Origin of the sequence: Frateuria edaphi (assembly GCF_021117405.1) — a bacterium.
Classification (GTDB): Bacteria; Pseudomonadota; Gammaproteobacteria; order Xanthomonadales; family Rhodanobacteraceae; genus Frateuria_A; species Frateuria_A edaphi.
In genome coordinates, this window is record NZ_CP088251.1 from 1095590 (window position 1) to 1121274 (window position 25685).

The window sequence follows — 25685 nt, forward strand, 5'->3', positions numbered from 1 at the left end:
AATCCCGGAACCGCTCCTCCGCGACGGCGCCCTCGCGCTGCTACTTCCCCAGCGCCTTCCACTGTGACCGGTTCAGCCGCAGCACCGGATAGACGCCCACGTTCTGCGCGGCATACCAGGGAGAGCGTTCGAAGAAGAACATCAGCCGCGCGCGCGGATCGGCGGCGAAGGCGGGATCGTCGTGGAGCTTGCGCCCGAAGGTGGCCCGGAGCGCAGGATCGGCGGCAATCATGTCGCGTGCGAGCTTCTCCAGCACGCGCGCCTCGCCGTACTCCTTGGGTTCGAAGATGGCGTCCAGGTAGCCCCAGCGCAGCATCGAGTCGGGTGCCTGGGGCTCGAGCAGTTCGATCGCCACGTTGGCGCCACGCTGGTCCAGCGGGACGATCACCGACCCGGCGGGCAGGGTGAGCTCGCGCGGCTCCGCATGGAGCTGGAAGTCGCGCAGCATCAGGTGGCCCTCGAAAGGTTTTTCCGCCCATCGCGGCTGGTCGAGCCGGTAGCCCTGGGCGGTGACTTTCATCGGGCGTGCCAGCCGGCGGTAGGCGATGCCGTGCGCGTCGAGGCGGTCGATCAGCACGGTCCACTGGGCCGGGATCGCATAGGCGGCCGGCGGGTCGACCGATACGTCCGGCAGCAAGCCGTTCCAGTTGGGGATGGTGTAGTTGCGCGGGTGCGACGGGTCGTAGCGGATCCAGTCGCTGCCGGAGATGTCGCTGTGGGTGACCGTGTAGGCGTAGCCCCTGAGGTCATACGGGGTGGAGGCCGGGTCCGGCTTGAAGGTAAGCGCCACCCTTGCCGAGGGATCGCCGGCGCGCGCAATGGTTCGGGCGTCCGCCGCGGCCGTGGTCTTCAACAGGGCGTCTGGATGGTCGCCGATCCGCTCGAGCAGCACGTCGACCAGGTCATATACCGCATGCACGCGCACCGCGTAGGGCTTGAGCATGTGCGTTTCGATCAGCAGTGCGGGGCGGTCTTGCAACGCGGCGTAGCCGGTGGAGAAGCGCGGGCCGGAGCCGAAGTTGGTGATGCCCTTGCGCGGATCGGCGCCGTCCTTGAACTCCAGGTAGATCGAGGCGAGGTGACCGCGGGCCTCGTAGGCGGGAATTGCCGCGTCCGTCAGCGCCTTTTGCCAGGCGGCGACGCCCGGGTCGAGCTTGTGCGGGTCCTCGGTGTACCAGGTCAGGTCGTACTGGTAGTCGGCGCCGTCGGTGGTGTGAACGTCGATCAGGAAATCCGGCAACCAGCGCTGCCAGAGTTGCAGCCAGGCGCGCATTTCCGGCGCATCCGCCTTGACGTAGTCGCGGTTGAGGTTGAGGTACTGCGACTGGCCACGGAAGCCCTGCGCCTCGGGGCCGTTCTGGTTGATGCGGTGGTAAGGGCTCGAATTCTCGTGGCCATCCACGCTGAACACCGGGATGTAGACCAGCACCGCGTGGTCCAGCAGATGCGGCAGCTTGCCCGTGACGGCGAAATCGCGCAGCAGCATCAGGCCGGCGTCCTTGCCCTCGATCTCGCCAGGGTGGATGCCGGCTTGCAGCAGCACCACCGGCTTGTGCGCTGCACGCGCCGCCTGCGGCGAAAAGCTGCCGTCATTGCTGGCGATCACCACCGTCATCGGCCTGCCTTCGGGCGTGGTGCCGAAGGTTTCCAGCCTGATCTTGCCGGGCGCGGCCTGATGCAGGCGCTCAAGGTAGGCGAGCGTGTCGGCGTAGCCCGGCGTGGTGCGGAACTGCGCGGCCTCCGCCGGCGTGGTCCAGTCGGTGGCGTGGGTTGCGCCTGCGATGAGCAGCGAAAGAACGAAGATCCAGCGATACATGAAAACCCCTGTGGGAGCGCACGTGTGCGCGACAAGCCAACGAACGGTAACGCCGCGGTCTGCCAGCGGGACTACAGCGGCTTCCGCGTCGCGGCAGGCAACGTGTCGGGCGCCACCGCGCCGCCGGAAATGATGAAAGCCATGCCCTGATCCATCGTCCACTCGGTCGGCGTCAGCGCTTCCACCGGCAGGGTCAGCAGAAAGCCGCCGGTGGGGTTGGGCGTGGTCGGCACGAACACCGCGGCCATCTCGCGACCGCTGCCTTCCTCGATCATGATCCGCGTGACGAAGCCGATCGCCTTGGTGCCGGCATGCGGGAAGTCGACCAGCACTACCCGTTGCACGCCGGACGGCTTCTGCTGCAGCACCGCCATCAGCTTCTTGGTGCCGCCGTAGATGGTCTGCACCAGCGGGATGCGCTGCAGCAGCGCATCGAACGTATCGAGCAGCCGCTGCCCGATCACGCGGCTGGCCAGGAAGCCCAGCAGGTACAGGGCCAGCAGGGTGATCAGCAACGCCACGATCGAGATGAACCACGCGCTGCCCAGCGCCCTGGCGGTTTCCGGCGCCACCAGCGCCAGCGCGCCGAGCGCCGCGGCCACCATCGGCGCACCGATGCCGGCCAGGAAACCCAGCACGACCTTGAACACCGTCCAGGTCACCCACAGCGGGATGAAGGTAAGCAGGCCGGTGAGCAGGTAGCGTTTGAAGCGCAGTCGCGGCATGGCGGTTCGCGGGCGAGGGGAGTCCGCATTGTAGGCCGCGACGCGGTGTGATTTTTTCGCGGGCTGGGCGAATCATGCAGGGGACAGGGAGCCCAAGCGTGCCATGACCGACCACCAACGCCAGTTCGAAGCGCTGTTGCAGGAGCACCGCGGCATCGTGTTCAAGGTGGCCAGCGTCTACGCGCACGGCCGCGAGGACCGCAACGACCTGGCGCAGGAGATCGCCGTACAGCTGTGGCGTTCCTTCGCCGGCTTCGATGCGGCACGCGCGAAGTTCTCCACCTGGATGTATCGCGTGGCGCTCAACGTCGCGATCTCCCATGCCCGGCAGGTTGCGCGCGACGGGTACCTGGAGCCGCTCGATGCGGGGCACCTGGAGTTGCCCGGCGACGCGGACGTGGCGCAACCGGACGAACGGCTGTCGGCGCTCTACGCCTTCATCGGCCAGCTCGATCCACTCAACCGCGCGCTGATCCTGCTTTACCTGGAAGACAGAAGCCACGCCGAGATCGCCCAGGTGCTGGGCATCAGCGAAACCAACGTGGCCACCAAGATCGGCCGCATCAAGCAACGGCTGCGCGGCCAGATGGCGCCCGCCGCCACCACCGGAGCATGAACATGGAACTGGACGAGATGAAGCTGGCGTGGCAGCAGCTCAACCGGCGCATGGACCAGCAACAGGCGCTCAATGTGCAGCTGTACCGGGAAGGACGGCTGGACAAGTTGCGTCATGGCTTGCGGCCGCTGGTCTGGGGGCAGTCGATCCAGCTGGTCTTCGGCGTGTTCTTCATGCTGCTCGGCACGGCCTATTGGACCAGCCATCTGGACGTCCTCCATCAGATCGCTCTCGGCGTGATGGTGCAGGTGTTCGGCATCGCCATGGTGGCTTTCGCCGCGCGCATCCTCCACCTGGTGCTGGAGATCGACTACACCGCGCCGGTGCTGGACATCCAGCGTCGCCTGGCGCAGCTGCGCGCATGGCGCGTGCGCGTCGAGGCGCCGGTGTTCGCGGTGGTCGGCAGCTTCGTGTGGATTCCCCTGTTCCTGATGGAGATCCACTGGCAGATCGGCGTGGACGTATGGGGTCGCTGGCCCGGCTTCGTGGGCTGGCTGGTGATCTGCGGCGGGGTTTCGCTGGCGCTGGTGCTACTGGTTGTGCTGCTTGCGCACGGGACCGGACGCATGCACTGGATCACCGACAATGCCGCCGGCAAGGCGGTGCGCAGGGCCGAAGCAGCGCTGGAGGAGATCGCCCGCTTCGAACAAGCGACGTAGGAGGGCGCAAGGTGGGGCCAGCCCACCAGCCTTTCCGGCAGGCGGCCTGGTGGGCCCAAGCCCTACGCGGCGCGCGCCTTGGGCTTGAGTCTCACGTAAAGCTGCTTGCGCACGCGCGCGACGACCTCGCCGGAGGCGGTTGCCACTTCGGTCTCGAACCAGCGCAGGACCTTGTCGCCAGTGGCGGCGGCCGTGCGCAGTTCATCGACCATGGCGTCGGAGAGGTAAAAGGTGGCGTACACGTCCTCGCGGCCGGGCGTCACGAAGTCGATCGCGCCCGCCTTGTCCCATACGTAGTAGTCGCTGCCCAGGCGATGCATCGCCAGCAGCATCCAGAACGGGTCGGTCATGGCGAATAGGTTGCCGCCGAACTGGCTGCGCACGTAGTTGCGGTTCCAGGGGCGAAGGCGCAGCACGACGCGCGCATGGGTCCAGTCCCTGCCCAGTTCCAGCACGCGGATGCTGTTGAACAGGAAGGGTGGCCAGAGATTGAGCAGGCGGCGGAAGGTGGAAGCGCGCATCGGGGAGCCGGCAAAAAGGCGAGTCTAACGTACGCTTGCGTATGGGTTTCGCCTTGAAGGAGCGCGCGCTCTAGTGCAGGGCCGCTCAGGCGCTCGTTGCAAGAGCGCACCTGTGCAAGACCGCGGGCTTCCCGGTCGCGCACAGGTGTGCTCCTACAGGGTTCCTGCCGCGGGGATCAGAACAGCAGCGAGGCCATGCGCCGGCGATAGCGGCCCACCAGCTCCGCATCGTCCAGCGTGGCGAAGGCGGCCAGCAGGCGCTTCTTCGCGCCGCCTTCGTTCCAGTCGCGCGCCTTTTCGAGGATCGCCAGGAACTGGTCCAGGCCGGCGGCCGGATCGTCTTCGAGCAGCAGCCGCACGCCAAGCAGGTCGCGTGCGGTCCAGTCGGCCGGATCGGCCTGCACACGCTGGCGCAATTCGGTCAGCGAGGGTGCGCCCTGCAGTGCGCGGGCCAGATCCAGTTGGCTGCGCAGGCGCACGGCGCGCACATCGGTGGCGAGGTTCGCCGGCAGCGCGTTGAGTTCGGCTTCGGCGGCGTCGGCCTGGCCGTTGCGCATCAGTGCGAGTGCCAGGTCAAGCTTGAGTTCGGCGCGATCGGGCGCGGCGGCGATCTCCTGCTGCAGGCGGTTGATCGCCTGCGCGGGGTCCTCTTCCTCCGCAGCTTCGGGCTCGGCCGGGACGTCGCCCTCCAGCGGCTGCACGTGGCGCGAGAGGAACTCGCGCAGCTCACCCTCGGGCAATGCGCCGGCGAAGCCGTCGAGCAATTGCCCGTCCTTGACCAGCATGACGGTGGGGATGGAGCGGATGCCGAACATCCCGGCCAGCTCCTGGTTCTTGTCCACGTCGACCTTGCCCAGGCGGAAGGCGCCGTTGTACTCGGCGGCGAGCTTCTCGAGCATCGGGCCCAGTGTCTTGCACGGGCCGCACCAGGTCGCCCAGAAATCCACCAGTACCGGCGTGGTCATCGAAGCGCGCAGCACCTCGGTCTCGAAGTTGGCCGTATCGATGTCGAAGACGTGGGCTTGGGCAGCGGCGGTCACTTGAGATCTCCAGGGAAGGAAGGTCCCACATCGGGGCGCCGGCCAGCATATCAAGAGGAGTCCACGCTTCAGATACGCCGCGCGCGAAGCGCACACGTTCGCTTCCTCTCTCCTGCGGGAAAAAGATTGAGGTGACGGGGCGCTTTTTTGCGAGGAACGGGCGCCTCCTTTCTCCGCCCGGGAGAGCATCGAGGCAAGCAGTCGCCCTTGCGAAGCGCCGCTGCCTTTCGCCCCCGCCTGGGGCCCGATTTGCGAGAATGGGCCAATGAGCACGCCCGAGCACGGCCTGGCCCGCACCGACGCGACGGACGCCGCGGCGGCACGACCGCACGCGTCGTCCGGCCCGCTGCTGATCTGCGAGCATTGCGACACGGTGCACCGCAGTCACGCGCTGGCGCGGGGCGAGACCATGCGCTGCGTGCGTTGCGGCGCGTTGCTCGCCCGTTACCACGTGCTCAACGCCGGCGGCATGCTCGCGCTGGTGCTCACGGCGCTGATCGTGTTCCTGATCGCCAACGTGTGGCCGGTGGTCACCCTGGGCCTGGGTTCGCAGCAGAGCAGCGCCACGCTGTGGGGCATTATCCTGAAGATGTGGGGGCAGGGCGCGCCGATCGTGGCGGTGATCGCCGCGGCTACGCTGTTCTTCTTCCCGCTGAACAAGATGCTGATGCTGGGCTGGGTGCTCTTCTTCGCCCGCGAAGGCCGGCGGGCGCCCGGCTTCGCGTCCATCATGAAGACCCTTTACTACCTGCAGCCGTGGACGATGAGCGAGGTCTTCGTGTTGGGCGCGATCGTGTCCATCGTCAAGGCGCACGCGTATTTCGACGTACAGCCGGATCCCGGCATCTGGGCTTACGGCGTCCTCATGTTGTTGATCACGGTGTTCTCGGGGATCGACCTGCGCTCGCTCTGGGGCATCACGGAGCCGGACGAATGAGCCGCGCGCCGCGCGCCGCGCAACTGGGCATCATCGGCTGCCACGTGTGCGGCCTGGTCTGCCGCGCGCCCACAGGGGACGACGCGGCCTGCCCGCGCTGCGGCGCGGCGCTGCACCGGCGCAAGCGCGACAGTATCGGCCGCACGTGGGCGTTGCTGGCGGCCGCGTTCATCCTGTACATCCCGGCCAACGTGCTGCCGATCATGCGCACGGTGAGCCTGGGCGACATCGACGACAACACCATCATCAGCGGCGTGGTGGAACTGTGGGTCAAGGGTTCGCCGAGCCTCGCGGTGATCGTGTTCACCGCCTCGATCGTCGTGCCGATGACCAAGTTCCTGGTGCTGGGCACGCTGCTGGCGAGCACGCAGCGCCGCAGCCGATGGGCGCTGCGCCAGCGTGCCAAGCTCTACCGCGCGGTCGAGTTCATCGGCTACTGGTCGATGCTGGACGTGTTCGTCGTCGCGCTGCTTACCGCGCTGGTGCGTTTCGGCTTCTTCAGCGAGGTCGAGCCGCTGCCGGGCGTGGTGTTCTTCGGCCTGACCGTGATACTTACGATGTTTTCCTCGATGAGCTTCGACCCCCGATTGATGTGGGATGGACCCGACGATGACTGAGCAGAACCCGCGCGAGGACTTGCCCGAGCCGGTGGTGCGCAAGCACCGCTTCAGCCTTTCGCTGATTTGGCTGGTGCCGGCACTGGCCGCGCTGGTCGGCCTGTCGCTGGTGGTGCACGCCTGGCTGCAGGCGGGGCCGGAGATCAACATCACTTTCCAGACCGCCGAGGGCCTGGAGTCCGGCAAGACGCCGGTCAAGTACAAGAACGTGGTGATCGGCAAGGTCACCGGCCTGGACCTGACCGAGGACCGCGAGCGGGTGCGCGTCACGGTCGCACTGAACAAGAGCGCCGAGAGCTTCGCCACCAAGGGCACGCGTTACTGGGTGGTGCGTCCGCGCATCGGCCTGGGCGGTGTGTCGGGCGTGGATACGCTGCTCTCGGGCGCCTTCATCGGCACCGACGTGGGCGATTCGAAGGAAGAGCAGTACGAGTTCGCCGGCCTGGAAACACCGCCGGCGGTGCTGCATGGCGCGCCCGGCAAGAGCTTCGTGCTCCACACCGACGACCTGGGGTCGCTCGACACCGGCTCCCCGGTGTACTACCGGCGCATCCAGGTCGGCCGCGTGTCGTCCTATACGCTGGACAAGGACGGCAAGGGCGTATCGCTGCGCATCTTCATCGACGGGCCGAACGACCGCTTCGTCACGCGTGGGACGCGCTTCTGGAATGCCAGCGGCGTCGACGTGTCGCTCGGCGCCAACGGGCTGAAGCTCAACACGCAGTCGCTGGCGACGGTCATCGCCGGCGGCGTGGCGTTCGAGGAGCCACGCGGCCCGCACGACGCGACCCCGGCGCCCGAGGACGCCGACTTCGCACTGTTCAACGACGAGGCCACCGCCATGGCGCCGCCGGACGGCCCGCCGCGCTACATCCGGATGCGGTTCAACCAGTCGCTGCGCGGGCTGGCGGTCGACGCGCCGGTGGAGTTCCTGGGTGTGAACATCGGCAAGGTCGTGTCCCTCACCATGGACTACGACGCGAAACACACGCGCTTCCCGCTCACCGTGGGCGCGGTGGTCTACCCGCAGCGACTCGGCAATGCCTACGACAAGCTCGCTGCGCAGGCGGGGATGAAGGACGGACGCGTCGACCTGGCGCGCATGTTCGGCCCGCTGGTCGCGCACGGCCTGCGTGCGCAGGCGCGCACCGGCAACCTGCTGACCGGACAGCTGTACATCGCGCTGGACTTCGTGCCCAAGGCGCCCAAGGCGAGCTTCGACCTGGCCGCGACGCCGATCGAACTGCCCACCGCGCCCGGCAGCTTCGACAAGCTGCAGGAGCAGCTGGCAGACATCGTCACCAAGGTGCAGAAGATTCCATTCGACAGCATCGGGCACAACCTGAACCAGACGCTGGCGGATCTGGACCGCACGCTCAAGCAGGTCAACGGCGACGTGTTGCCCGAGCTCAAGGGCACGCTCAAGGGAGCGCAGCGGACGTTGGGCAGCGCCGACAATGCGCTGTCGGCCGATTCGCCGTTGCAGCAGAACCTGGGTGGCACGCTGGAGGAGTTGCGCCGCATGGCCCGTTCGCTGCGCGCGCTGACCGATTACCTGGGCGTGCATCCGGAGGCATTGATCCGCGGCCGGCCGGACGATCCGCCCCCGGCGCAACCCGAACGCATCCAGCCGCCCGCCCGGCAAGGGAGCAAGCCATGATCCGCATGCGAAACCTGGTTGCCGCCGCGCTGGCGCTGGGGCTGGCCGGCTGCGCCTCCGAGCCGGCGCACTACTACACGTTGCTGGCGCCGGCGCCGGCGGATGCCGGCACGGCGAGCCGTGCGCCCTTCGACTTCGAATTGATGCCGGTCGGCATTCCCGCCCAGGTCGACCAGCCCCAGCTGGTGATCCGCCAGGGCGGGCAGGGCGTGGCTCCGCTGTCGGGCGAACGCTGGATCGCACCGCTGGCCGACGAGGTGCGGGCCGCGTTGTCGGCCGACCTGTCCCAGTCGCTGCACGCCCGGGACGCCACCGGCATGCCCTCCGGCGGCAAGCCGCGGCTGCGCATCAAGGTCGATCTGCGGCGGTTCGATTCGGCACCCGGCGACTACGCGCTGGTGGATGCCGCCTGGACCGTGCGCCAGTTGCAGGGCGACGCCACGCTCGCCTGCACCAGCCAGATCCGCGAGCCTGTCGGGGCCGGTTACGGCGCGCTGGTCGAAGGCCACCAGCAGGCACTGGCCAGGCTCGCCGGAGAGATCGCCCGGGTCGCCGGACCGGTCGCGGCGGGCAAGCCGACTGCCTGCCCCAACCCGTAGGATCGGCTTCAGCCCACCGCCGTAAGCGCGGGAAGGAGCGGTGGGCTGAAGCGCACCCTACGCCAGGCTGTCAAACCACGGCTTCCTTCTTGGCTCCAAGCGGGCGCTGGGCTAGGCTGACGGGTTCCCGCCGCGGCCTTCCGAACGGTCGCGCGAGCCCCACAGCAACGGCACCGGACACATGCAGGACTCCCACGAACAGGCTTCGAACGAACAGGGCTACCAGCCGCAGGCGGTGGAGACCGCCGCGCAGCAGTACTGGAGCGCAAACCACGCCTACGAGGTCGTCGAAGACGCCTCCCGGCCGAAGTTCTATTGTCTTTCGATGCTGCCGTATCCGTCCGGCGCGCTGCACATGGGCCATGTGCGCAACTACACCATCGGCGACGTGATCAGCCGCTACCAGCGCATGAACGGCAAGAACGTTCTGCAGCCGATGGGCTGGGATGCGTTCGGCCTGCCCGCCGAGAACGCCGCGATCAAGAACCGGACCGCGCCGGCCAAGTGGACCTACAAGAACATCGAGCACATGCGCGAGCAGCTGAAGCGCATGGGCTTCGCCTACGACTGGACGCGCGAGTTCGCCACCTGCCGCCCCGAGTACTACCGCTGGGAACAGCTGATGTTCACGCGGTTGATGAAGAAGGGCATGGCCTACCGCAAGAACGCCGTGGTGAACTGGGACCCGGTCGACCAGACCGTGCTGGCCAACGAGCAGGTGATCGACGGCCGCGGCTGGCGTTCGGGCGCGCTGGTGGAAAAGCGCGAGATCCCGCAGTGGTTCCTGAAGATCACCGACTACGCGCAGGAACTGCTCGCCGGGCTGGACACGCTGCCGGGCTGGCCCGACGCGGTCAAGACCATGCAGCGTAACTGGATCGGTCGTTCCGAAGGCCTGGAAATCCACTTTGCCGTGGAGGGCGAGAGCGAACCGCTGACCGTGTTCACGACGCGCCCCGACACCTTGATGGGCGTCTCCTTCGTCTCGATCGCCGGCGAGCATCCGCTTGCGCTCAAGGCGGCGCAGGGCAATGAGCGGCTGTCCGCGTTCCTGGAGGAGCTCAAGCATGGCGGCGTCTCCGAAGCCGAACTGGAAACCCAGGACAAGCGCGGCATGGATACGGGCCTGCGCGCGATCCACCCGATCACCGGCGAGCCGATTCCCGTGTGGGTGGCCAACTTCGTGCTGATGGGCTACGGCACCGGCGCCGTGATGGCGGTGCCCGGGCACGACCAGCGCGACTGGGAGTTCGCGCAGAAGTATTCGCTGCCGATCAGGATGGTGATCGTCGACCGGGGCGTCGTCGACGCGCTGGCCGAGATCGGCCACGACCTGCGCCAGGGCGTGGGCGCCAATCCCATGCGTGCGGCGTTGCACGGAGGCGACACCGACGCCTACGAAACCTCGGCCGCGCTGCGCACGGTGCAGGAATTCGAGCGCCGCATCCACGAGGACGCCGCCTGGACCGACCGCGGCATCCTGGTGAACTCCGGTGACTACGACGGACTCGACTTCGCCCAGGCCTTCGAAGGCATCGCCGATCAGCTGGAGCGCGAAGGCAAGGGGCAGCGCCGCGTGAACTGGCGCCTGCGCGACTGGGGCGTCAGCCGCCAGCGCTACTGGGGCTGCCCGATCCCGGTGATCTACTGCGGCAAATGCGGAGCGGTGCCGGTGCCGGAAGACCAGTTGCCGGTGGTGCTGCCCGAGGACGTGGAGAACGCGTTTGCCACGAGCGGCGTCGTGCAGTCGCCGATCAAGGCCGATCCCGAGTGGCGCAAGTGCGCCTGCCCGCAGTGCGGCGGCCCGGCCGAGCGCGAGACGGACACTTTCGACACCTTCATGGAGTCGAGCTGGTACTACGCCCGCTACACCAGCCCGGGCGCCGAAGGCCAGGTCGACGCGCGCGCCAACTACTGGCTGCCGGTGGACCAGTACATCGGCGGTATCGAGCACGCGATCCTGCACCTTTTGTATTTCCGCTTCTATCACAAGCTGTTGCGCGATGCGGGCCTCGTGCACTCCGACGAGCCGGCCACGAATCTGCTGTGCCAGGGCATGGTGATCGCCGAAACCTTCTACCGCGAGAACGGGGACGGTTCGAAGGACTGGATCAATCCCGCCGACGTCGAGATCGAGCGCGACGAGCGTGCACGCGTCGTGGGTGCGCGCCTCAAGTCGGACGGCCGTCCGGTGCAGATTGGCGGCATCGAGAAGATGTCCAAGTCCAAGAACAACGGCGTCGACCCGCAGGCGATGGTGGAGAAGTTCGGCGCCGACACGGTGCGCCTGTTCTCGATGTTCGCCGCACCGCCCGAGCAGTCGCTGGAATGGAGCGAGGCGGGCGTGGAAGGCATGGCCCGTTTCCTGCGCCGCTTCTGGCGCGAGGTGACCACGCACGCGTCGCAGCCGGATCATCCGGTCGTCGACCCGGCCGCGCTCGACGCCGGCCAGAAGGCGATGCGCCGGCAGCTGCACGAGGCCATCCAGAAGGTGGGCGACGATTTGGGTCGCCGGCACTCCTTCAACACCGCCATCGCGGCGCTGATGGAGCTGCTCAACGCGCTGGGCAAGTTCTCCGACATGAGCGGCCAGGGCCGCGCCGTGCGCCACGAGGCGCTGGAGGCGATGGTGCTGCTGCTCAACCCGGTGGTGCCGCATATCAGCCACGCGCTGTGGCAGGTGTTGGGCCACCCCGAAACGGTGCTTGAAAACGTGCCCTGGCCGCAGCCGGATCCGGCCGCGCTGGTGCGCGACACGGTCACCCTCGCCGTGCAGGTCAACGGCAAGCTGCGCGCTACCATCGAGGTGCCGGCCAACGTGTCGAAGGAAGAGGCCGAAGCCATGGCGCGCTCGCAGCCGCAGGTGCAGGCGCATCTGGAAGGGCTGGCCGTGCGCAAGGTGATCGTCGTGCCAGGCAAGATCGTCAACATCGTCGCGGGATGAGCCCATGAACCATCTGTTCCGAGCCTCGCTGCTGGTCTGCACCCTCGCGCTGTCGGCGTGCGGCTTCCACCTGCGCCAGAGCGCCGCGCTGCCGACCTCGATGCAGCGCATGCATCTGACCGTCAACGGCGGCGGCAGCCTGCAGCGCGACCTGGCCCGCGCACTGGAGGATTCCGGCGTTACCCTCGAGGACGAGGGCGGTCCGGGCATCGCCGAGCTGAAGATTCCCGTCGCCGCGTTCGACACCGATACGCTGAGCGTCAGCGGTGGCGCCCGCGTCACCGAATACACGGTCCGCTATCAGGTGCGCTTCGAGGTCGACGACAGCAACGGGCAGGCGCTGGTGCCGCAGCAGCGCGTCGACATGTCGCGCGACTTCAGCTACGACGCGCTCAACACCGTCGGCACCGATGCCCAGGTGGAGGAAATCCGCCGCAGTCTCAACGACGACATGGTGCAGGCGATCCTGTTCCGCCTGCAGGCGGCCGGTCGCCACCAGCTGGCCGAACCGGCCGCGGCGTCCAGCGCAGGCTGACATGCCGCTCTCGCCCGCCCAGTGGAACAAGGTGTTGGCGTCCGATCGCCTGGCGCCGGTCTATCTGCTGGCGGGCGAGGAACTGCTGGTACTGGAAGCTGCCGACGCGCTGCGCGCGCGTGCCCGCGAGCTGGGCTACGCCGAACGCGAGGTGCTCGAGGCCGGCCAGCATTTCGACTGGGACGATCTTGCCCGCTCCGCCGCGGGCATGTCGCTGTTCGCCAGCCGCCGCCTGCTCGACCTGCGCCTGCCGACCGGACGGCCGGGCGTGGAGGGTGCGAAGGCCATCACCGCGTTCTGCGCCGATCCGCCGCCGGACGTGACCCTGCTGATAAGCGCGGTGGAGTGGAGCAACAAGCACGAGGGCGTCTGGACCAAACAGGTCGATGCCGCCGGCGTGCTGGCGGTGTTCAATGCCCCCAAGCCGCAGGAATGGTCGTCGTGGATCGGCGCGCGACTCGCCTCGCGCGGGCTTGCCGCGACGCCCGACGCCGCCGCGCTGCTGGCCGAACGGGTCGAGGGCAACCTGCTCGCCGCGGCGCAGGAGATCGACAAGCTGGTCGTGCTGCACGGCAGCGGTCGCATCGATGCGGCCGAGATGGAAAACCTGGTCGCCGACAGCGCCCGCTACGACGCGTTCAAGCTCACCGATGCCGCCTTCGCCGGCGACGGCGGCCGCGCGCTGCGCATCCTGGCCGGCCTGCGCGGCGAGGGCGAGGACCTGATCCCGCTGATGGGCTGGCTGGTCAACCAGTTGCAGCTCGCATTGCGCCTGGCCAACGCGCGCGATTTTGCCGCGCAGGCGCGCGCCGAGCGGCTGTGGCCAGCGCGCGAGCAACTCTTCCGCAAGGCCCTGCGACGCGCCCCGCGCGAGCACTGGCTGGCCTGCCTGGCCAGGGCTTCCCGTATCGACCGGATGGCGAAGGGCCGCGAGTGGGGTGAACCGTGGCTGGAGGCGGAGCGCCTGATCGCCGCCATCGCCGAGCCGCGCGCGGCCGCGGCACTGGCATGAGCGCGCGTTCTGCGCCCTCTCCGGTTAGCGCAGAGGAAGCCAGGGCATCATGCGCCCCCTAGCCATCCTCGGCGGCACGTTCGACCCAATCCACATCGCCCACCTGGCGGTGGCGTGGGAGGCGGCCGAATTGCTGGACGCAGACGTGCACCTCATGCCGGCCGCCGTACCGCCGCACCGGCCGCCACCGATCGCCGACGCCACCACTCGCGTGGCCATGCTTCGCGCGGCGTTGCGCGGGCAGGACCGGCTTGGCCTGGATACCCGCGAACTGGCCCGCGGTGGCCCGTCGTACACGGTCGACACCCTGGCCGAGTTGCGTGCGGAGGAGGGCGACCGGCCGATCGTGCTGCTGCTGGGCGCCGACGCCTTCGCTGGCCTCCCGGGCTGGCATCGGTGGCACGCGCTCTTCGAGGCCGCGCACATCGGCGTGCTTTCGCGCCCCGGTGTCGCGCGCGACTGGCCGGCGGAGCTGGCCGAACAGATGGTTGCGCGCCAGGTCGCCGATCCGCGCCAGCTGTGCGTACAGCCTGCCGGAAAAATCGTCGAACTGGACGTCACGCCGCTGGACATCTCGGCCACCCGCATCCGCGACCTGCTCGCGGCCGGCCGCGATCCGCGCTACCTGCTGCCCGAGGCCCTGTTCGACGATCCGGCGTTGCTGGCGCCGTACCGCGAACATGATTTCCGGGAGAGGCTGCCGTGACGGTTGCCGTGCGAAACGTGGCGCGTGCCGACCACGACGCGTGGCTTTCCCTGTGGGACGGCTACAACGCCTTCTACGGGCGTGCCGATGCGACCGCGTTGCCGGCCGAGGTCACCGCAATGACCTGGTCGCGCTTCTTCGACGCCTACGAACCCGTGCATGCGCTGGTGGCCGAGGCCGACGGCGAGTTGCTGGGCTTGGCGCACTACCTGCTCCACCGCAGCACCATCCGCATCGAGCCCAGCTGCTACCTGCAGGACCTGTTCACCGTGCCCGCCGCCCGTGGCCGCGGGGTCGGGCGCGCATTGATCGAAGCGGTCTATGACCGTGCGCGAGCGGCCGGTTGCTCGCGGGTGTACTGGCAGACGCACGAGAGCAATGCCACGGCCATGGCCCTGTACGACACGTTGGCCGAGCGCTCGGGCTTCGTCGTCTACCGCCGGGACATGTAGTGCGCGCTCAGCCGACCCGCGGCACAAAGCGCAACGCCACCGAATTCATGCAGTAACGCAGCCCGGTCGGCTCAGGGCCATCGGTGAAAACGTGGCCCAGGTGGCTGTCGCAGCCGGCGCAGCTGATCGCGGTACGGGCCCAGCCGAACATGCGGTCGGTACTCTCGATGACGTTCTGCTTCGCGATCGGCTGCCAGAAGCTTGGCCAGCCGGTGCCCGAATCGAACTCGGTGGCGGCGTCGTAGAGCGCGGTGTCGCAGGCCAGGCAGCGGAACAGGCCCGGCACCGGCGGTCGCTCGTGCGGTCCGCTGAAGGCGCGCTCGGTACCGTTGCGGCGCATGACGACGTAGGACGCCTCGGGCAGGCGCTCTCGCCACTGCGCGTCGGTGAGTACCAGTTTGCGAACGTGGCAGGGGCCCAGGCGATGACCGTCGTCGGCGAAACATTCGAGCAACAAGTCCCGGCCGTTCGCCGCGGCCGGAGCCGCCGGCACGGGACGTGCGGACAGCCGCGGAATCAGCACGCCGCCGCCTACCGCAGCGAGCGCGCCGCCGGCCAGGGCTGCGCCCAGGAAGCGGCGCCGTTCCATGGTGACGATGTCGTTGGTTCGGGACATGGCAACCTCCGAAAAGGATCAGCCGAAGGTGAAGGCGTACGCGCGCACGCCCGGGTCGAGGAAGGTGATTTCGAACAGCCGCTCGCCGTTGCCGTGCTTCTGGCGAACCAGCTGGTACAGGCGCTGCTCGGTAACGGTGCCGTAACCGTCCGCGTCGACGTCCATGCCGTGGTCCTGTCCAGGCGGCTTGCCGTCGAGGGTGATTCGGAAGCGCACTGGTTTGCCGTTGGCGCCGGGGCCCAGGACTAGGTGCAGGTCGCGGCCGCGGAAGCGGTAGACAATGCGGCCGCCCGCTCGTTCGAGACCGGCATTTTCCGCATGCACGGTCCAACGCCCATCCAGCGACCACTGGCCGGACATCAGCGTGGCCGCTGCGTGGTAGGTCCAGGCGTCGTCGTGGGCGACCTGGCCACCGGCGAAGTGTGCGCTGCGGGCATAGCCGACGTAGGTTTCCGGCGAGCGCATCGGGTCACCCGAACCGGCCGCCTGCGCGCCCTGGCTGCCCGGTCGTACGTGGCCGCCGGGCAGGTCGTGGTAGCCGGCTTCGGTGAGCAGCTGGCGGATGGTGTCCTCGCTCTGTGCGTAGTCGCCCTCGCCGAAGTGATGTGCGCGGATGTTGCCCTTCGCATCGATGAAGTAGTGCGCCGGCCAGTACTGGTTGTCGAAGCCCTTCCAGATGGCGTAGTCGTTGTCGAGCGCCACGGGATAATTCACGCCCAGTTCCTTCACCGCGCGCGCCACGTTGGCCGGTTCCTTCTCGAAGGCGAACTCCGGCGCATGCACGCCGATCACCACCAGGCCGTGGTCCTTGTACTTGTCGTACCAACCGCGCACGTAAGGCAGCGAGCGCAGGCAGTTGATGCAGGAATAGGTCCAGAAATCGACCACCACCACCTTGCCGCGCAGCGATTCGCGCGTGAGCGGCGGCGTGTTCAGCCAGCCGGTGGCGCCGGCCAGCGAGGGCATCTGCCCTTCCACCGGTAGCGGCGCGCCGGCCTGGTGCACGGGCTCGGGCGCAGAGGGCGGGCGCGTGGCCTGCAGCAGCTTCTGTTCCAGGCCGCCGGTATTGGCGAGCGCGACGCGGGTGAGCAGGCCGGTATCCAGTCCCAGCGCGATCGCCGCCACGCCGGCCAGCACCAGCACGCCGAGCGCGCGGCGCACCCATTCGCCTGCGCCGAGCGAGCGCTTCATCAGGGCGAACACCTGGCCGCCGATCAGCAGCGCCAGCGCCAGCGAAGTGGCCGCGCCGGCGGCGTAGGTGAGCAGCAGCAGCGTGGTCTGGACGCTGGCGCCGTTCAGCGCCGCGCCGGTCAACAGCAGACCCAGGATCGGACCGGCGCAGGGCGCCCACAACAGGCCAGTGGCAATACCCAGGCCGGCGGCCGACCATGCCGAGCCCTCGCCATCCGAACGCTGCGACAGCCGGTTGCCCAGCGCCACGAACGGCCGCGTCATCCATTCAGCCAGCCGCGTGGAAAGCAGGGTGAGGCCGAGCAAGGCCAGCACCACCAGCGCGACGATGCGGCCGTACTGGTTGGCGCGGATCGCCCAGCTACCGCCCACCGCCGCCAGGGTGGCGACCAGCGCGAAGGTAAGCGCCATGCCGAGCAGCATCGGCAGGCCGTTGCGCGCGAAAGGCCGGTCGGCGCGCGCGAACACGAACGGCAGCACGGGCAGGATGCAGGGGCTCAGGATGGTCAGCACGCCGCCGAGGTAGGCGAGGATCAGCAACAGCATGGGATGAGGTTCCACGGGAGTGTGGCTGGGTATTCGACCGTGAGTCGCTGCCGGTTACGTAGGGTGGGCTTCACCCCGCCAGCCCGACGTCCGTAAGGAGCGGCGGACTGAGCGCCACCTTGCGCCGCCTCGTTTCCTACGGGGTAACCGTGCGGCCGGATGCAGCGAATCCCAGGCATGCCCCACACGTTTGCGCCATGCCGGGCTTGACCGCCACCGGCACCATGGTCCTAGATGATCGCTCCTTTCCCTGGGCGAGCGTCGAACCGGCCGTGCCAGCCGATCCTGCCAGCGACAGTCCCGAACGCCGCCGCGCCGCGTGGATGGCCGCCGCGCAGGCGGGCGACCGGCGTGCCTACGAGCGCGTGCTGGCCGATTCGGTGGCGCTGGTCCGCGCGGTCGCGCGTCGGCAGGGCGTGGCCCACGACCATCTGGACGACGTCGTCCAGGAGACCCTGCTGACCGTCCACCGCGTACGCCATACCTACGATCCTTCCCGCTCCTACGACGCCTGGCTGTCCGCCCTGGCGGCCCGCCGCGCGATCGACGGCCTGCGGCGCAGTGGCCGGCAGGCGCGCCGCGAGATCGGCGACGAGGTGGCCGTTGCCCTGCATCCGGACGAAGGTGATGCAAGCAGCGAGAGCGACCGCGCGCAACAGGCGGACCGCCTGCGCGCGGCCATCGCCGACCTGCCGCCGGGCCAGCGCGAGGCGGTCGAACAGCTGGGCCTGAAGGAGCTTTCGCTGGAGGAAGCCTCCGCGCGCACCGGCCGCAGCACCGGCGCACTCAAGGTCAACCTGCATCGCGCGCTCAAAGCGCTGCGCGGCCGCATCCACGGAGACGATTGAAGCGATGGCCGACCCGCACGCCCACGATCAGCTGATCGCCTCGCTCGGCGCCGAGTTGGCGCCGGTGCGCCGGCTGCGCCCGCCGTGGCTGCGCACGCTGGGTTGGCTGGCGGTGGTCGCGGTCTTCGCGCTCGCGCTGTTCGCCCGCTACGGGGCCACGCCGATGCTGACGCGCTGGGCCGGGGCGCCGGACCTTGGCTGGGCCGGGCTGGGCGCGGTACTCACCGCCATCACCGCCGCCTGGGCCGCCTTCGCGCTGGGCGTGCCGGGTCGCCGGACCGCCTGGGCCTGGCTGCCACTGGCGCCCGCACTGCTGTGGATCGGCGCCAGCGGACTGGGTTGCCTGCGCGGCTGGATCGCGCCGGCCACGCATATCGCCAGCGCACCGGAGGCGGGCGATTGCCTGTTCTTCATCATCGGTTTCTCGGTGCCGCTGTCGGCGTTGCTGGTCGTGCTGCTGCGTCGCGCCTGTCCGCTGCGGCCGGTATTGACCGCGGTGATGGTCGGCCTGGCCAGCGCCGCCGCCTCGGCCAGCCTGCTGGAGATCTGCCATGCATTCGACGCGGCGGCGACCGACCTGGCGATGCACGTGCTGGCGGTGGCCGTGGTGGTCGGGGTGAACGCCGCGCTGGGCGGACGCCTGCTTGCGCCCGAGGTCCGTCGCGCTCCCTGAGACAAGCCCGGTCCAGGCTGTCGTCTTTCAGGGAGGACAGCCATGCTCAGCGAACGCTTCACCGCCGCCGTCGACTACGCGCGCATCGCCCACGCCGGCCAGACCCGCAAGTGCACCCCCATCCCGTACATCCAGCACCTGCTGGCCGTGGCCAGCCTGGTGCTCGAGCACGGCGGCGACGAGGACCAGGCGATCGCCGGCCTGCTGCACGACGTGGTGGAGGATTGCGGCGAGTCGCACGCCGGGGTGGTCGGCGAGCGCTTCGGCGAACGGGTGCTGGCCATCGTGCTCGGCTGCACCGACGGCACCGCCGAAGCGAAGGCCGGCTTCGACGACGACGTCTCCCGCCGCCGCGACTGGCTGCGGCGCAAACAGGCCTACCTCAACCACCTGGCGCACGCCTCGGACGACATGCTGCTGGTGTCCGGCTGCGACAAGCTGCACAACGCCCGCGCGATCGTCGGCGACCTGGAACGGCCGGAGGTCGGCCAGGGCGTGTTCGCCCGCTTTACCGGCGGCCGCGACGGCACGTTGACCTATTACCGCCTGCTTGCCGACCTGTTCACCCAGCGCGGTGCGGCGATGGCGGGCGCGCTGGAGCGGGAAGTCGAGCGCATGTACGCGCTGGCCGGCGAGCAACACCGCGCCGCCTGATCCGGCGCGACAATGGCGCCTTGCCGTCGAGGAGTCCGCCATGTCCGTCTTCCTTCGTTCGCTGGGCGTCGCGCACTCGCTGATCCAGGCGCCGATGTCCGGTTCCAACACGCCGGCTCTGGTGGCCGCGGTCAGCGGTGCCGGTGCCCTGGGTTCGCTGGGCGCGGGTTACCTGGAGCCGCAGGCGTTGCTCGACCAGGCCGTGCAGATCCGCGCCGCCACGGACAGGCCCTTCGCCATCAACCTCTTCGTGCTGCCCGACGACTTCGTCGTGGACGAAGCACAGCTGGCGATGACGCGCCGGCGGCTCGACGCGTTGATGGCCTGCGAGGGGCTGGACGTGCGCACCGAGATTCCCGCCCGATGGGCGCCGCGTTTCTCCGACCAGCTCGCCGCGCTGCGCGAGGCGCGCCCTGCGGTAGCGAGCTTCGCCTTCGACGTGCTCGTCGCGGCGCAGGTGCGGGAACTGCAGGCATCGGGCATCCGCGTGGTCGGTACCGCCACCAGCGTGGCGGAAGCGCGTGCGTGGGCCGACCGTGGTGCCGATGCCGTGTGCGTGCAGGGTGCCGAGGCGGGCGGGCATCGCGGCACGTTCCTGCATGCGGCGGAGGAGGCGATGGTCGGGCTGTTCGCGCTTGTGCCGCTTGCGGCCGCGGCGGTGGACATTCCGGTGATCGCCGCCGGCGGGATCATGGGCGGTCGCGCCATGCGCGCGGCGGAGCTGCTCGGCGCCGACGCAAGCCAGCTCGGCACTGCCTTTCTGGCCTGCCCGGAATCGGCCGCGGCGGAGGCGTGGAAGCGCGACCTGCCGCAGGCGCAGGACCATCGCATCGGCACGATCTACAGCTTCTCCGGCCGCGCCGCGCGGGGCCTCAACAACCGTTTCGTGGAAGCCATGCAGCCGTTTGCCGGCGAGCTGCCACCGTACCCGATCCTCAACGCGCTCACCGCCCCGCTGCGCCGTGCGGCCGCGGCCGCCGGGCGAGGCGATCTGCTGTCCGAATGGTGCGGCCAGGCCGCGGCGCTGGTGCGCCCGATGCCCGCCGCCGCGCTGGTCCGCGTGCTGATGGATGAGTACGCCGCGGCCGGCTGCACGCCCGCTTGACGTGCCATAGAGTTCCCCCGGGTATACTGCCCCGGCGCCATTCCGCGCCCTGAGTACGCCCCGAGGCACCCCCGCTTGAGTACGTCTTCCCGTAGCCAGCCGTCCGTCGCCGCCAAGAAGGCGGTCGATACCACCAACCTGCGCAAGCACGTGATCGACGCGCTGGAAGAACTCAAGGCCAAGGACATCCGCGAAATCGACGTCCGCGGCAAAACCTCCATCGCCGATCTGCTGGTCATTGCCTCGGGCACCTCGGCCCGCCACGTCAAATCCATCGCCGACGAAGTGGTCAAGTTCGCCAAGAAGGCGGGTGTGATGCCGCTGGGCGTCGAGGGCGAGCAGGAAGCGGAGTGGGTGCTGGTCGACCTGGGCGACGTGATCGTCCACGTCATGCTGCCGCGCATTCGCGAGTTCTACGGCCTGGAGCGGTTGTGGACCGTCGGCGACCGCGAGTCGGGGATGGACGCGGCGAACGCGGGCTGACGCTGTTGTTCCCCTCCCTTCATGGAGGGAGCCGGAGTGGGATCGCTCTTGCGATCCACTATCAGCGAAGCGCACGCCTGGCCCCCTCTCCCCGCCGGGGAGAGGACTGGGGTGAAGGGCCGCTCTTGCGACTTACTTGCCGCGTAGCGCGCGCAGCTTTTCAAGACACCCCCCGATGACAATCCCCGCACGCCCCAGCCCGTCACCTCAATCCTCTCCCTGGAGGGGAGAGGAGGCGAACGTGGCGCTGCGCGCGACTTTCGTCGTCTGATCATGCGCGCGCGCATGATCGCCATCGGCGAACGCATGCCCGCCTGGGTGGCCGAAGGGCTCGCCGAGTACCGCAAGCGCCTTTCGCACGACCTGCCGCTGGAACTGGTGGAACTCAAGCCCGGTGCCCGCGGCAAGGGCCGCGACGACGCACGTGCCATGCACGACGAAGGCGTGGCGATCCTTGCCGCGCTCCCGCGCGATACCCATGTGATCGCGCTGGACGGCCGGGGCAAGACCTGGTCGAGCGAGGATCTGGCCGCCCAACTGGCAACCTGGCGCATGGCCGGTCGCGATCTGGCCTTCCTCATCGGCGGACCCGACGGCCACGCGCCCGAAGTGCTGGCGCGCGCCAACCAGGGCTGGTCGCTCGGCCCGCTAACGCTGCCGCACATGCTGGTTCGACTCGTGGTGGCAGAGCAGCTCTATCGCGCCAGCACGCTGCTGGCCGGCCACCCGTACCACCGCGCCTGACGATCGGGTTCAGGCGGCCAGCTGGGGCACCTCCGGGTGCGCGTGCAGAGGCAGGTGCTTCGCTCCCGTGGCAAGCACGCCCGGGCAGGCGGCGGTGAGGTTGTCGCGGGTGGCATCGATGATCACCAGGATGCGCCCGGCGTCGATCTCGTCCTTGAACTTGCGGTGCACCGCATCGGGTACGTCGGTGCCGACCAGTGCGCCGGTCCAGCAACCGACTGCCGCGCCCGCCAGTGCGATGGCGGCACCGCCGGCCAACGTGACACCCAGTGGGGGTACCGCGACGGCGATCAACCCAAGCAGGACGCCCGCGCCACCACCGCAGGCCGCGCCACGCGCGGCGGCGGGATAGAAGTCGGTGCGCCCAACCATCAGGTGGTCGGGAATCTGTTGAAGCTCGATGTCCTCGCGTGCGATCAGCGAGAGGTCGTTGTCTGGAATGCCGGCTTGGCGGGCCGCGGCCATCACGGCACGCGCGGTCGAGATGTCGGGGGTGCTGAATACGCAGCGGGTTTTCATGGGCGCCTCCCGGTAAGGCCCCGACCGGCATGGCCGGTGGCCATGCCGGTATGTTTCGCGGGCGCGGGTGATGGTTGCGTGTCAGTCGTTATGGCCGACCACCTGCGACCCGCGACCGGGCGCTACCTCAGTCGTCCGTATCCTCGATTTCGTCCTGCGCCTGGCCAATGTTCTTCTGCACCTTGCCGGCGTTCTTTTCGAGATTGCCGGCCACCTCCTTCGAAGTATTGCCGGTCAGCTTGCCGACGCCTTCCTTCACGGCGCCCTTGACTTGGTGCTCGGTGCCTTCGATGCGGTTGTCGTTCATGCGTGTCTCCTCCGGGCCTGCAGGGTGCAGGCTCAGCTTGTTTATAGGGCGGCGCGTGTTCAGCGCTGGTGACAGTGACGCAAGCATTTCGCAGCCGTTGTGTGCCTGTCAGGCAGACAGGCAAGCGCTTGATCCGGACGAGAAATCCATGCGGGCTCTTCCCGCCCCGATGACATGCGGGCCGTTAGCTTGCCGCGCATCCAGAGCACTCGCCCCGCGGAGGAATCTCATGCTCGCCACCACCTATCGCCGGCCCTACCGGGTGCGGGCCGCCCACGTACCCGAGCCGACGATCGAGCATCCGGACGACGCCATCGTGCGGGTGACGCGCGCCTGCATATGCGGGTCGGACCTGCACCTCTACCACGGCCTGGTGCCGGACACGCGCGTGGGTTCGATCTTCGGGCACGAGTTCACCGGCATCGTCGAGGACGTCGGCCCGAACGTACGCAACCTGAAGGTGGGCGACCACGTGCTGGTGCCGTTCAATGTGTTCTGCGGCACCTGCGCTTCGTGCTCGCGCGAGCTCTACGGCAACTGCGAAAACGTCAATCCGGAGGCGACCGCGATCGGCGGCGCCTACGGTTACTCGCACAGCGCCGGCGGCTACAACGGCGGGCAGGCCGAGTACGTGCGCGTGCCCTTCGCCGACGTCGGCCCGACCGTGATTCCTCCGGACATCCATATCGAGGACGCGGTACTACTCACTGATGTGGTGCCCACCGGCTACCAGGCCGCCGAGATGGGCGACATCCACGAGAACGACACCGTAGTGGTGTTCGGCGCCGGCCCCATCGGCCTGATGGCCGCGCGCTGCGCCTGGTTGATGGGGGCGGGCAGGGTGATCGTGGTCGACCAGTATGACTACCGCCTGGACTTCGCCCGCCGCTTTGCCCAGGCCGAGACGGTCAACTTCCTCGAAGTGGAGGACATGGCCGTGCACATCAAGAAGATGACCGACTGGCAGGGCGCCGACGTCTGCATCGATGCGGTCGGCTGCGAGGCCGACGGCAGCATCATGCAGACCCTGACCGGCGTGAAGATGAAGCTGCAGGCCGGCGCCGCCACGGCGCTGCACTGGGCGATCAATTCGGCGCGGCGCGGCGGCAACATTTCGATCGTGGGCGTATACGGGCCGACCTTCAACCTCGTGCCGATCGGCAGCGCCATGAACAAGGGCCTGACCTTGCGCATGAACCAGGCCAGCGTGAAACGCCACCTGCCGCACCTGATCGAGCACATCCGCGCCGGTCGGCTCAAGCCGCGCGAGCTGATCACCCACCGCGTACCTCTGGAAGAAGTCGACGAGGCCTACCACCGCTTCTCGGCCAAGGAAGATGGCTGCATCAAGACCGTGCTGGTGCCGCCGCGCGCCGGCCACATCGACACGCCCACGCCGGTTGCCGGCACGGCATCCGCACATCTGCACTGAGGGTCAAGACATGCACCAGGCGACCGACCACTCGCACGTCCCCGACTGGGGCGTGGACCTCGATCCGGCCAGGCGGCCGGCGGTACCGATGGAGCACACGCCGCCGCGGCTGGAAGGCGTGTCCCGCGACCACCCGGCGCAGCAGCGGCGCACGGTGGAGGTGTTCCATTCGATCGAACGGCCGGGCATCACGCCGGTGTTCGGTACCAGCGTGCCGCCCAGCGGCGTGAGCGGCTGGATCCGCCGCCGCGCGTTCGGCCGCAGCGAGAGCGACCTGCGCCACTGGATGCTCCTGCTGCTGGCCGACCGCGTGAACGTGGCCGAAGGCCTGCTGGATGATGTGCGCCGATCGCCGCGCGCTCGCGCCGCCGCCTTCGGGATGGTTGGCGCGGCCCTCGCGTTATGGGTTCTGCGACGCAGTCGGCGGGCCTGATCCTCGCTTCCTTCAGGGCCCGGTGGCGATGTTCTTCGGCCGGTGGGTCTGGGCGCCGCGTCGCAATCGCGCGCTCAGCCGGCCTCTTCCACCGCGTCGTCGTTCTTCAGCACGCCACGCAGGTTGAACAGGAACAGGCCGACCTGCAGCCCTATCAGCGCCCAGGCGTGGTCATGCCAGCCCCAGGCCACCCACAGTGCGTTGCTGAGCACGAAGCACCAGAAACCCCAGGTGCGCTTGCGCCGCGACAGCGAACCGACCAGCCACGCGGCCACCAGGGTGACCGCCATGGCGGGCCATTGCAGGGCATCGATCAGGTCGCTCATGAGCGCCGGCGCGTTCCGTACCGCGGCGCGGCGCTCGACAGGTACACCATCGCGGGTTGCGCGGCGTGCATGGAGCTTGCTTCGGAGTTGACGCCGGTGGAGGGCACGGCGTCCGCGCGCCTCCTTCCGCCGATCGCGGTCCGGGCTCGGAAGGCGCTCAGGCCGGCGAATCCGGGTTGCGCATGAAAGCCATCGCGGCGGTCTTCACCTTGGCGTAGCTGGTGATGGCGTCGGCCCCCGAGGATTTCTTCCAGCTGGCGTACTTGCGATCGAACTCGGCCAGCTCGTCGGCGCTGAAAAGCTGGCGCACCGCGTCGAACATCTTGGTTTCTTCCTCGTGCGCATGGTGCTTGATGAGCTCGCCGCATACCTGCACGGAACCGGCGAACTGGCGCGAATCCACGTCGGCGGCGTGGATGTCCGGCAACACGGCAAGCTCCACCGCGCGGTGTTCCTGGATCGCCTCGGCGTAGATCAGCTTCTGTTCGTGGTCGGCGCGATCCTCGAAAGCCGGGTAGAACACGGTTTCCTCCCATTTGGCGTGGGGGATCAGCAGGGTCTCGATCTGTTTGAGCAGGTCGTGGCGCGCGTCCGCTTCCGAGTCGGCGGTTTTGGTGATCTTGGCGAAGAGTTCGCGCAGCTGTTCGTGTTCGCTCTTGAGGGTGTCGAGGATGCTGGACATTAGGGTGCTCCGTTGGCTTCCGCCCATTGCAGTACGAAGGGCGTCGGGTGGCGGTGAAGCGCATGTAAGAACGCGGTCCGTCCCGCCGATGGCTATGCGCACGCCTGCGCAACCGCCCACGCGGTGGGCTCGCCGGACCCGTGCAACCCGGCCGGAGACGCGCAGGGGATGCCGCGGGGTGCCCGGTAACGGAATACGGTGGCTTTCGGTCCCGGCATTGGTCATTATTGGAGAAGCTTCGCGGGGGCACGGGGGACGGCCACCGGAGCAGCGCTATCACATCTACG

General features: G+C 68.7%; 29 protein-coding genes. 19 read left to right on the top strand and 10 right to left on the bottom strand.

Going from position 1 to position 25685, the window contains the following annotated elements; genetic code table 11:
* Positions 1-40 precede the first annotated feature (40 nt).
* Positions 41-1816 (bottom strand): M14 family metallopeptidase, encoded by a 1776-nt coding sequence (locus tag LQ772_RS05035; RefSeq protein ID WP_231324602.1) that lies wholly within the window; start codon positions 1814-1816, stop codon positions 41-43.
* Positions 1817-1887: 71 nt separating this feature from the next.
* Entirely contained in the window at positions 1888-2541 is a 654-nt protein-coding gene (locus LQ772_RS05040) for a DUF502 domain-containing protein (protein ID WP_231324603.1), read from the bottom strand.
* 103 nt (positions 2542-2644) lie between these two features.
* On the opposite strand from LQ772_RS05040, the gene LQ772_RS05045 reads away from it, so the two are divergent.
* Together LQ772_RS05045 and LQ772_RS05050 are read left to right on the top strand one after the other, a co-directional pair.
* On the top strand, positions 2645-3157 hold the full coding sequence (locus LQ772_RS05045) for an RNA polymerase sigma factor (protein ID WP_231324604.1): 513 nt from the start codon (positions 2645-2647) through the stop codon (positions 3155-3157).
* Positions 3154-3816: a hypothetical protein gene (locus LQ772_RS05050; protein WP_231324605.1), complete on the top strand. Its 663-nt coding sequence runs from the start codon at positions 3154-3156 to the stop codon at positions 3814-3816. Before LQ772_RS05045 ends, LQ772_RS05050 begins: the two co-directional genes overlap by 4 nt.
* 62 nt (positions 3817-3878) lie before the next feature.
* Here LQ772_RS05050 and LQ772_RS05055 read toward each other — a convergent pair whose 3' ends face one another.
* Positions 3879-4337 carry a DUF4442 domain-containing protein gene (locus tag LQ772_RS05055; protein WP_231324606.1) on the bottom strand — a complete coding sequence of 153 codons (459 nt, stop codon included), beginning with the start codon at positions 4335-4337 and terminating at the stop codon, positions 3879-3881.
* A 176-nt stretch (positions 4338-4513) separates the two neighbouring features.
* A complete protein-coding gene (trxA, locus tag LQ772_RS05060) occupies positions 4514-5377 on the bottom strand; it encodes a thioredoxin (protein ID WP_231324607.1) in 864 nt (287 codons plus the stop codon).
* Positions 5378-5642: 265 nt separating this feature from the next.
* Here trxA and LQ772_RS05065 point away from each other — a divergent pair, with 265 nt between their 5' ends.
* The 9 genes from LQ772_RS05065 to LQ772_RS05105 all read left to right on the top strand — a co-directional run bounded on the left by LQ772_RS05065 (position 5643) and on the right by LQ772_RS05105 (position 14839).
* A complete protein-coding gene (locus LQ772_RS05065) occupies positions 5643-6314 on the top strand; it encodes a paraquat-inducible protein A (protein ID WP_231324608.1) in 672 nt (223 codons plus the stop codon).
* Positions 6311-6931 (top strand): paraquat-inducible protein A, encoded by a 621-nt coding sequence (locus LQ772_RS05070; protein WP_231324610.1) that lies wholly within the window; start codon positions 6311-6313, stop codon positions 6929-6931. The genes LQ772_RS05065 and LQ772_RS05070 overlap by 4 nt, the downstream gene beginning before the upstream one ends.
* Entirely contained in the window at positions 6924-8591 is a 1668-nt protein-coding gene (locus LQ772_RS05075) for a PqiB family protein (RefSeq protein ID WP_231324612.1), read from the top strand. Before LQ772_RS05070 ends, LQ772_RS05075 begins: the two co-directional genes overlap by 8 nt.
* Complete coding sequence (locus tag LQ772_RS05080) at positions 8588-9190, top strand: PqiC family protein (RefSeq protein WP_231324614.1); 603 nt, start codon at positions 8588-8590, stop codon at positions 9188-9190. The genes LQ772_RS05075 and LQ772_RS05080 overlap by 4 nt, the downstream gene beginning before the upstream one ends.
* A 181-nt stretch (positions 9191-9371) precedes the next feature.
* Entirely contained in the window at positions 9372-12134 is a 2763-nt protein-coding gene (gene leuS / locus LQ772_RS05085; protein ID WP_231324615.1) for a leucine--tRNA ligase, read from the top strand.
* Between the two features lie 4 nt (positions 12135-12138).
* Positions 12139-12669 carry an LPS-assembly lipoprotein LptE gene (locus LQ772_RS05090; RefSeq protein ID WP_231324617.1) on the top strand — a complete coding sequence of 177 codons (531 nt, stop codon included), beginning with the start codon at positions 12139-12141 and terminating at the stop codon, positions 12667-12669.
* Between the two features lies 1 nt (position 12670).
* Positions 12671-13681: a DNA polymerase III subunit delta gene (gene holA / locus LQ772_RS05095; protein WP_231324619.1), complete on the top strand. Its 1011-nt coding sequence runs from the start codon at positions 12671-12673 to the stop codon at positions 13679-13681.
* 49 nt (positions 13682-13730) lie between these two features.
* Positions 13731-14387 (top strand): nicotinate-nucleotide adenylyltransferase, encoded by a 657-nt coding sequence (gene nadD, locus LQ772_RS05100; protein ID WP_231324621.1) that lies wholly within the window; start codon positions 13731-13733, stop codon positions 14385-14387.
* Positions 14384-14839, top strand: a complete 456-nt coding sequence (locus LQ772_RS05105; RefSeq protein WP_231324623.1) for a GNAT family N-acetyltransferase — start codon at positions 14384-14386, stop codon at positions 14837-14839. Before nadD ends, LQ772_RS05105 begins: the two co-directional genes overlap by 4 nt.
* A 7-nt stretch (positions 14840-14846) precedes the next feature.
* Here LQ772_RS05105 and msrB read toward each other — a convergent pair whose 3' ends face one another.
* The gene (gene msrB / locus LQ772_RS05110; protein WP_231324625.1) at positions 14847-15455 is read right to left on the bottom strand and encodes a peptide-methionine (R)-S-oxide reductase MsrB; all 609 of its coding nucleotides are present in this window, start codon (positions 15453-15455) and stop codon (positions 14847-14849) included.
* Positions 15456-15473: 18 nt separating this feature from the next.
* Positions 15474-17192 carry a cytochrome c biogenesis protein DipZ gene (locus LQ772_RS05115; protein ID WP_231324627.1) on the bottom strand — a complete coding sequence of 573 codons (1719 nt, stop codon included), beginning with the start codon at positions 17190-17192 and terminating at the stop codon, positions 15474-15476.
* 323 nt (positions 17193-17515) lie between these two features.
* Here LQ772_RS05115 and LQ772_RS05120 point away from each other — a divergent pair, with 323 nt between their 5' ends.
* The 6 genes from LQ772_RS05120 to rlmH all read left to right on the top strand — a co-directional run bounded on the left by LQ772_RS05120 (position 17516) and on the right by rlmH (position 21699).
* Complete coding sequence (locus tag LQ772_RS05120) at positions 17516-18040, top strand: RNA polymerase sigma factor (RefSeq protein WP_231325913.1); 525 nt, start codon at positions 17516-17518, stop codon at positions 18038-18040.
* 4 nt (positions 18041-18044) lie between these two features.
* Positions 18045-18713: an NrsF family protein gene (locus LQ772_RS05125; RefSeq protein WP_231324629.1), complete on the top strand. Its 669-nt coding sequence runs from the start codon at positions 18045-18047 to the stop codon at positions 18711-18713.
* Positions 18714-18755: 42 nt separating this feature from the next.
* Positions 18756-19367 carry an HD domain-containing protein gene (locus tag LQ772_RS05130; protein ID WP_231324631.1) on the top strand — a complete coding sequence of 204 codons (612 nt, stop codon included), beginning with the start codon at positions 18756-18758 and terminating at the stop codon, positions 19365-19367.
* A 40-nt stretch (positions 19368-19407) separates the two neighbouring features.
* The gene (locus LQ772_RS05135; protein ID WP_231324632.1) at positions 19408-20472 is read left to right on the top strand and encodes an NAD(P)H-dependent flavin oxidoreductase; all 1065 of its coding nucleotides are present in this window, start codon (positions 19408-19410) and stop codon (positions 20470-20472) included.
* 138 nt (positions 20473-20610) lie between these two features.
* The gene (rsfS, locus tag LQ772_RS05140) at positions 20611-20955 is read left to right on the top strand and encodes a ribosome silencing factor (RefSeq protein WP_231325915.1); all 345 of its coding nucleotides are present in this window, start codon (positions 20611-20613) and stop codon (positions 20953-20955) included.
* Between the two features lie 273 nt (positions 20956-21228).
* Positions 21229-21699 (top strand): 23S rRNA (pseudouridine(1915)-N(3))-methyltransferase RlmH, encoded by a 471-nt coding sequence (gene rlmH, locus LQ772_RS05145; RefSeq protein WP_231324634.1) that lies wholly within the window; start codon positions 21229-21231, stop codon positions 21697-21699.
* 9 nt (positions 21700-21708) lie between these two features.
* Here rlmH and LQ772_RS05150 read toward each other — a convergent pair whose 3' ends face one another.
* Positions 21709-22218 (bottom strand): hypothetical protein, encoded by a 510-nt coding sequence (locus tag LQ772_RS05150; protein WP_231324636.1) that lies wholly within the window; start codon positions 22216-22218, stop codon positions 21709-21711.
* A 127-nt stretch (positions 22219-22345) separates the two neighbouring features.
* The gene (locus tag LQ772_RS05155) at positions 22346-22525 is read right to left on the bottom strand and encodes a CsbD family protein (RefSeq protein WP_231324637.1); all 180 of its coding nucleotides are present in this window, start codon (positions 22523-22525) and stop codon (positions 22346-22348) included.
* 229 nt (positions 22526-22754) lie between these two features.
* On the opposite strand from LQ772_RS05155, the gene LQ772_RS05160 reads away from it, so the two are divergent.
* Complete coding sequence (locus LQ772_RS05160) at positions 22755-23957, top strand: zinc-dependent alcohol dehydrogenase (protein WP_231324639.1); 1203 nt, start codon at positions 22755-22757, stop codon at positions 23955-23957.
* A gap of 10 nt (positions 23958-23967) precedes the next feature.
* On the top strand, positions 23968-24390 hold the full coding sequence (locus tag LQ772_RS05165; protein WP_231324642.1) for a hypothetical protein: 423 nt from the start codon (positions 23968-23970) through the stop codon (positions 24388-24390).
* 74 nt (positions 24391-24464) lie between these two features.
* Here LQ772_RS05165 and LQ772_RS05170 read toward each other — a convergent pair whose 3' ends face one another.
* Positions 24465-24716: a hypothetical protein gene (locus tag LQ772_RS05170; RefSeq protein WP_231324644.1), complete on the bottom strand. Its 252-nt coding sequence runs from the start codon at positions 24714-24716 to the stop codon at positions 24465-24467.
* Between the two features lie 157 nt (positions 24717-24873).
* Positions 24874-25398, bottom strand: coding sequence for a hemerythrin domain-containing protein (locus LQ772_RS05175; RefSeq protein ID WP_231324646.1), 525 nt, complete (start codon positions 25396-25398; stop codon positions 24874-24876).
* Positions 25399-25685 lie beyond the last annotated feature (287 nt).

Excerpts from the sequence above, each read along its gene's own strand:
- msrB (WP_231324625.1), bottom strand. The coding sequence starts at position 15,455 with ATGTCCCGAACCAACGACATCGTCACCATGGAACGGCGCCGCTTCCTG.
- LQ772_RS05045 (WP_231324604.1), top strand. The coding sequence starts at position 2,645 with ATGACCGACCACCAACGCCAGTTCGAAGCGCTGTTGCAGGAGCACCGC.
- LQ772_RS05090 (WP_231324617.1), top strand. The coding sequence starts at position 12,139 with ATGAACCATCTGTTCCGAGCCTCGCTGCTGGTCTGCACCCTCGCGCTG.
- holA (WP_231324619.1), top strand. The coding sequence starts at position 12,671 with ATGCCGCTCTCGCCCGCCCAGTGGAACAAGGTGTTGGCGTCCGATCGC.
- LQ772_RS05160 (WP_231324639.1), top strand. The coding sequence starts at position 22,755 with ATGCTCGCCACCACCTATCGCCGGCCCTACCGGGTGCGGGCCGCCCAC.
- LQ772_RS05050 (WP_231324605.1), top strand. The coding sequence starts at position 3,154 with ATGAACATGGAACTGGACGAGATGAAGCTGGCGTGGCAGCAGCTCAAC.
- LQ772_RS05120 (WP_231325913.1), top strand. The coding sequence starts at position 17,516 with ATGGCCGCCGCGCAGGCGGGCGACCGGCGTGCCTACGAGCGCGTGCTG.
- LQ772_RS05075 (WP_231324612.1), top strand. The coding sequence starts at position 6,924 with ATGACTGAGCAGAACCCGCGCGAGGACTTGCCCGAGCCGGTGGTGCGC.
- LQ772_RS05175 (WP_231324646.1), bottom strand. The coding sequence starts at position 25,398 with ATGTCCAGCATCCTCGACACCCTCAAGAGCGAACACGAACAGCTGCGC.
- nadD (WP_231324621.1), top strand. The coding sequence starts at position 13,731 with ATGCGCCCCCTAGCCATCCTCGGCGGCACGTTCGACCCAATCCACATC.
- LQ772_RS05130 (WP_231324631.1), top strand. The coding sequence starts at position 18,756 with ATGCTCAGCGAACGCTTCACCGCCGCCGTCGACTACGCGCGCATCGCC.
- LQ772_RS05135 (WP_231324632.1), top strand. The coding sequence starts at position 19,408 with ATGTCCGTCTTCCTTCGTTCGCTGGGCGTCGCGCACTCGCTGATCCAG.
- rlmH (WP_231324634.1), top strand. The coding sequence starts at position 21,229 with ATGCGCGCGCGCATGATCGCCATCGGCGAACGCATGCCCGCCTGGGTG.
- LQ772_RS05070 (WP_231324610.1), top strand. The coding sequence starts at position 6,311 with ATGAGCCGCGCGCCGCGCGCCGCGCAACTGGGCATCATCGGCTGCCAC.
- LQ772_RS05035 (WP_231324602.1), bottom strand. The coding sequence starts at position 1,816 with ATGTATCGCTGGATCTTCGTTCTTTCGCTGCTCATCGCAGGCGCAACC.
- LQ772_RS05125 (WP_231324629.1), top strand. The coding sequence starts at position 18,045 with ATGGCCGACCCGCACGCCCACGATCAGCTGATCGCCTCGCTCGGCGCC.
- LQ772_RS05150 (WP_231324636.1), bottom strand. The coding sequence starts at position 22,218 with ATGAAAACCCGCTGCGTATTCAGCACCCCCGACATCTCGACCGCGCGT.
- LQ772_RS05170 (WP_231324644.1), bottom strand. The coding sequence starts at position 24,716 with ATGAGCGACCTGATCGATGCCCTGCAATGGCCCGCCATGGCGGTCACC.
- LQ772_RS05155 (WP_231324637.1), bottom strand. The coding sequence starts at position 22,525 with ATGAACGACAACCGCATCGAAGGCACCGAGCACCAAGTCAAGGGCGCC.
- leuS (WP_231324615.1), top strand. The coding sequence starts at position 9,372 with ATGCAGGACTCCCACGAACAGGCTTCGAACGAACAGGGCTACCAGCCG.
- LQ772_RS05165 (WP_231324642.1), top strand. The coding sequence starts at position 23,968 with ATGCACCAGGCGACCGACCACTCGCACGTCCCCGACTGGGGCGTGGAC.
- LQ772_RS05080 (WP_231324614.1), top strand. The coding sequence starts at position 8,588 with ATGATCCGCATGCGAAACCTGGTTGCCGCCGCGCTGGCGCTGGGGCTG.
- LQ772_RS05055 (WP_231324606.1), bottom strand. The coding sequence starts at position 4,337 with ATGCGCGCTTCCACCTTCCGCCGCCTGCTCAATCTCTGGCCACCCTTC.
- LQ772_RS05065 (WP_231324608.1), top strand. The coding sequence starts at position 5,643 with ATGAGCACGCCCGAGCACGGCCTGGCCCGCACCGACGCGACGGACGCC.
- LQ772_RS05040 (WP_231324603.1), bottom strand. The coding sequence starts at position 2,541 with ATGCCGCGACTGCGCTTCAAACGCTACCTGCTCACCGGCCTGCTTACC.
- LQ772_RS05115 (WP_231324627.1), bottom strand. The coding sequence starts at position 17,192 with ATGCTGTTGCTGATCCTCGCCTACCTCGGCGGCGTGCTGACCATCCTG.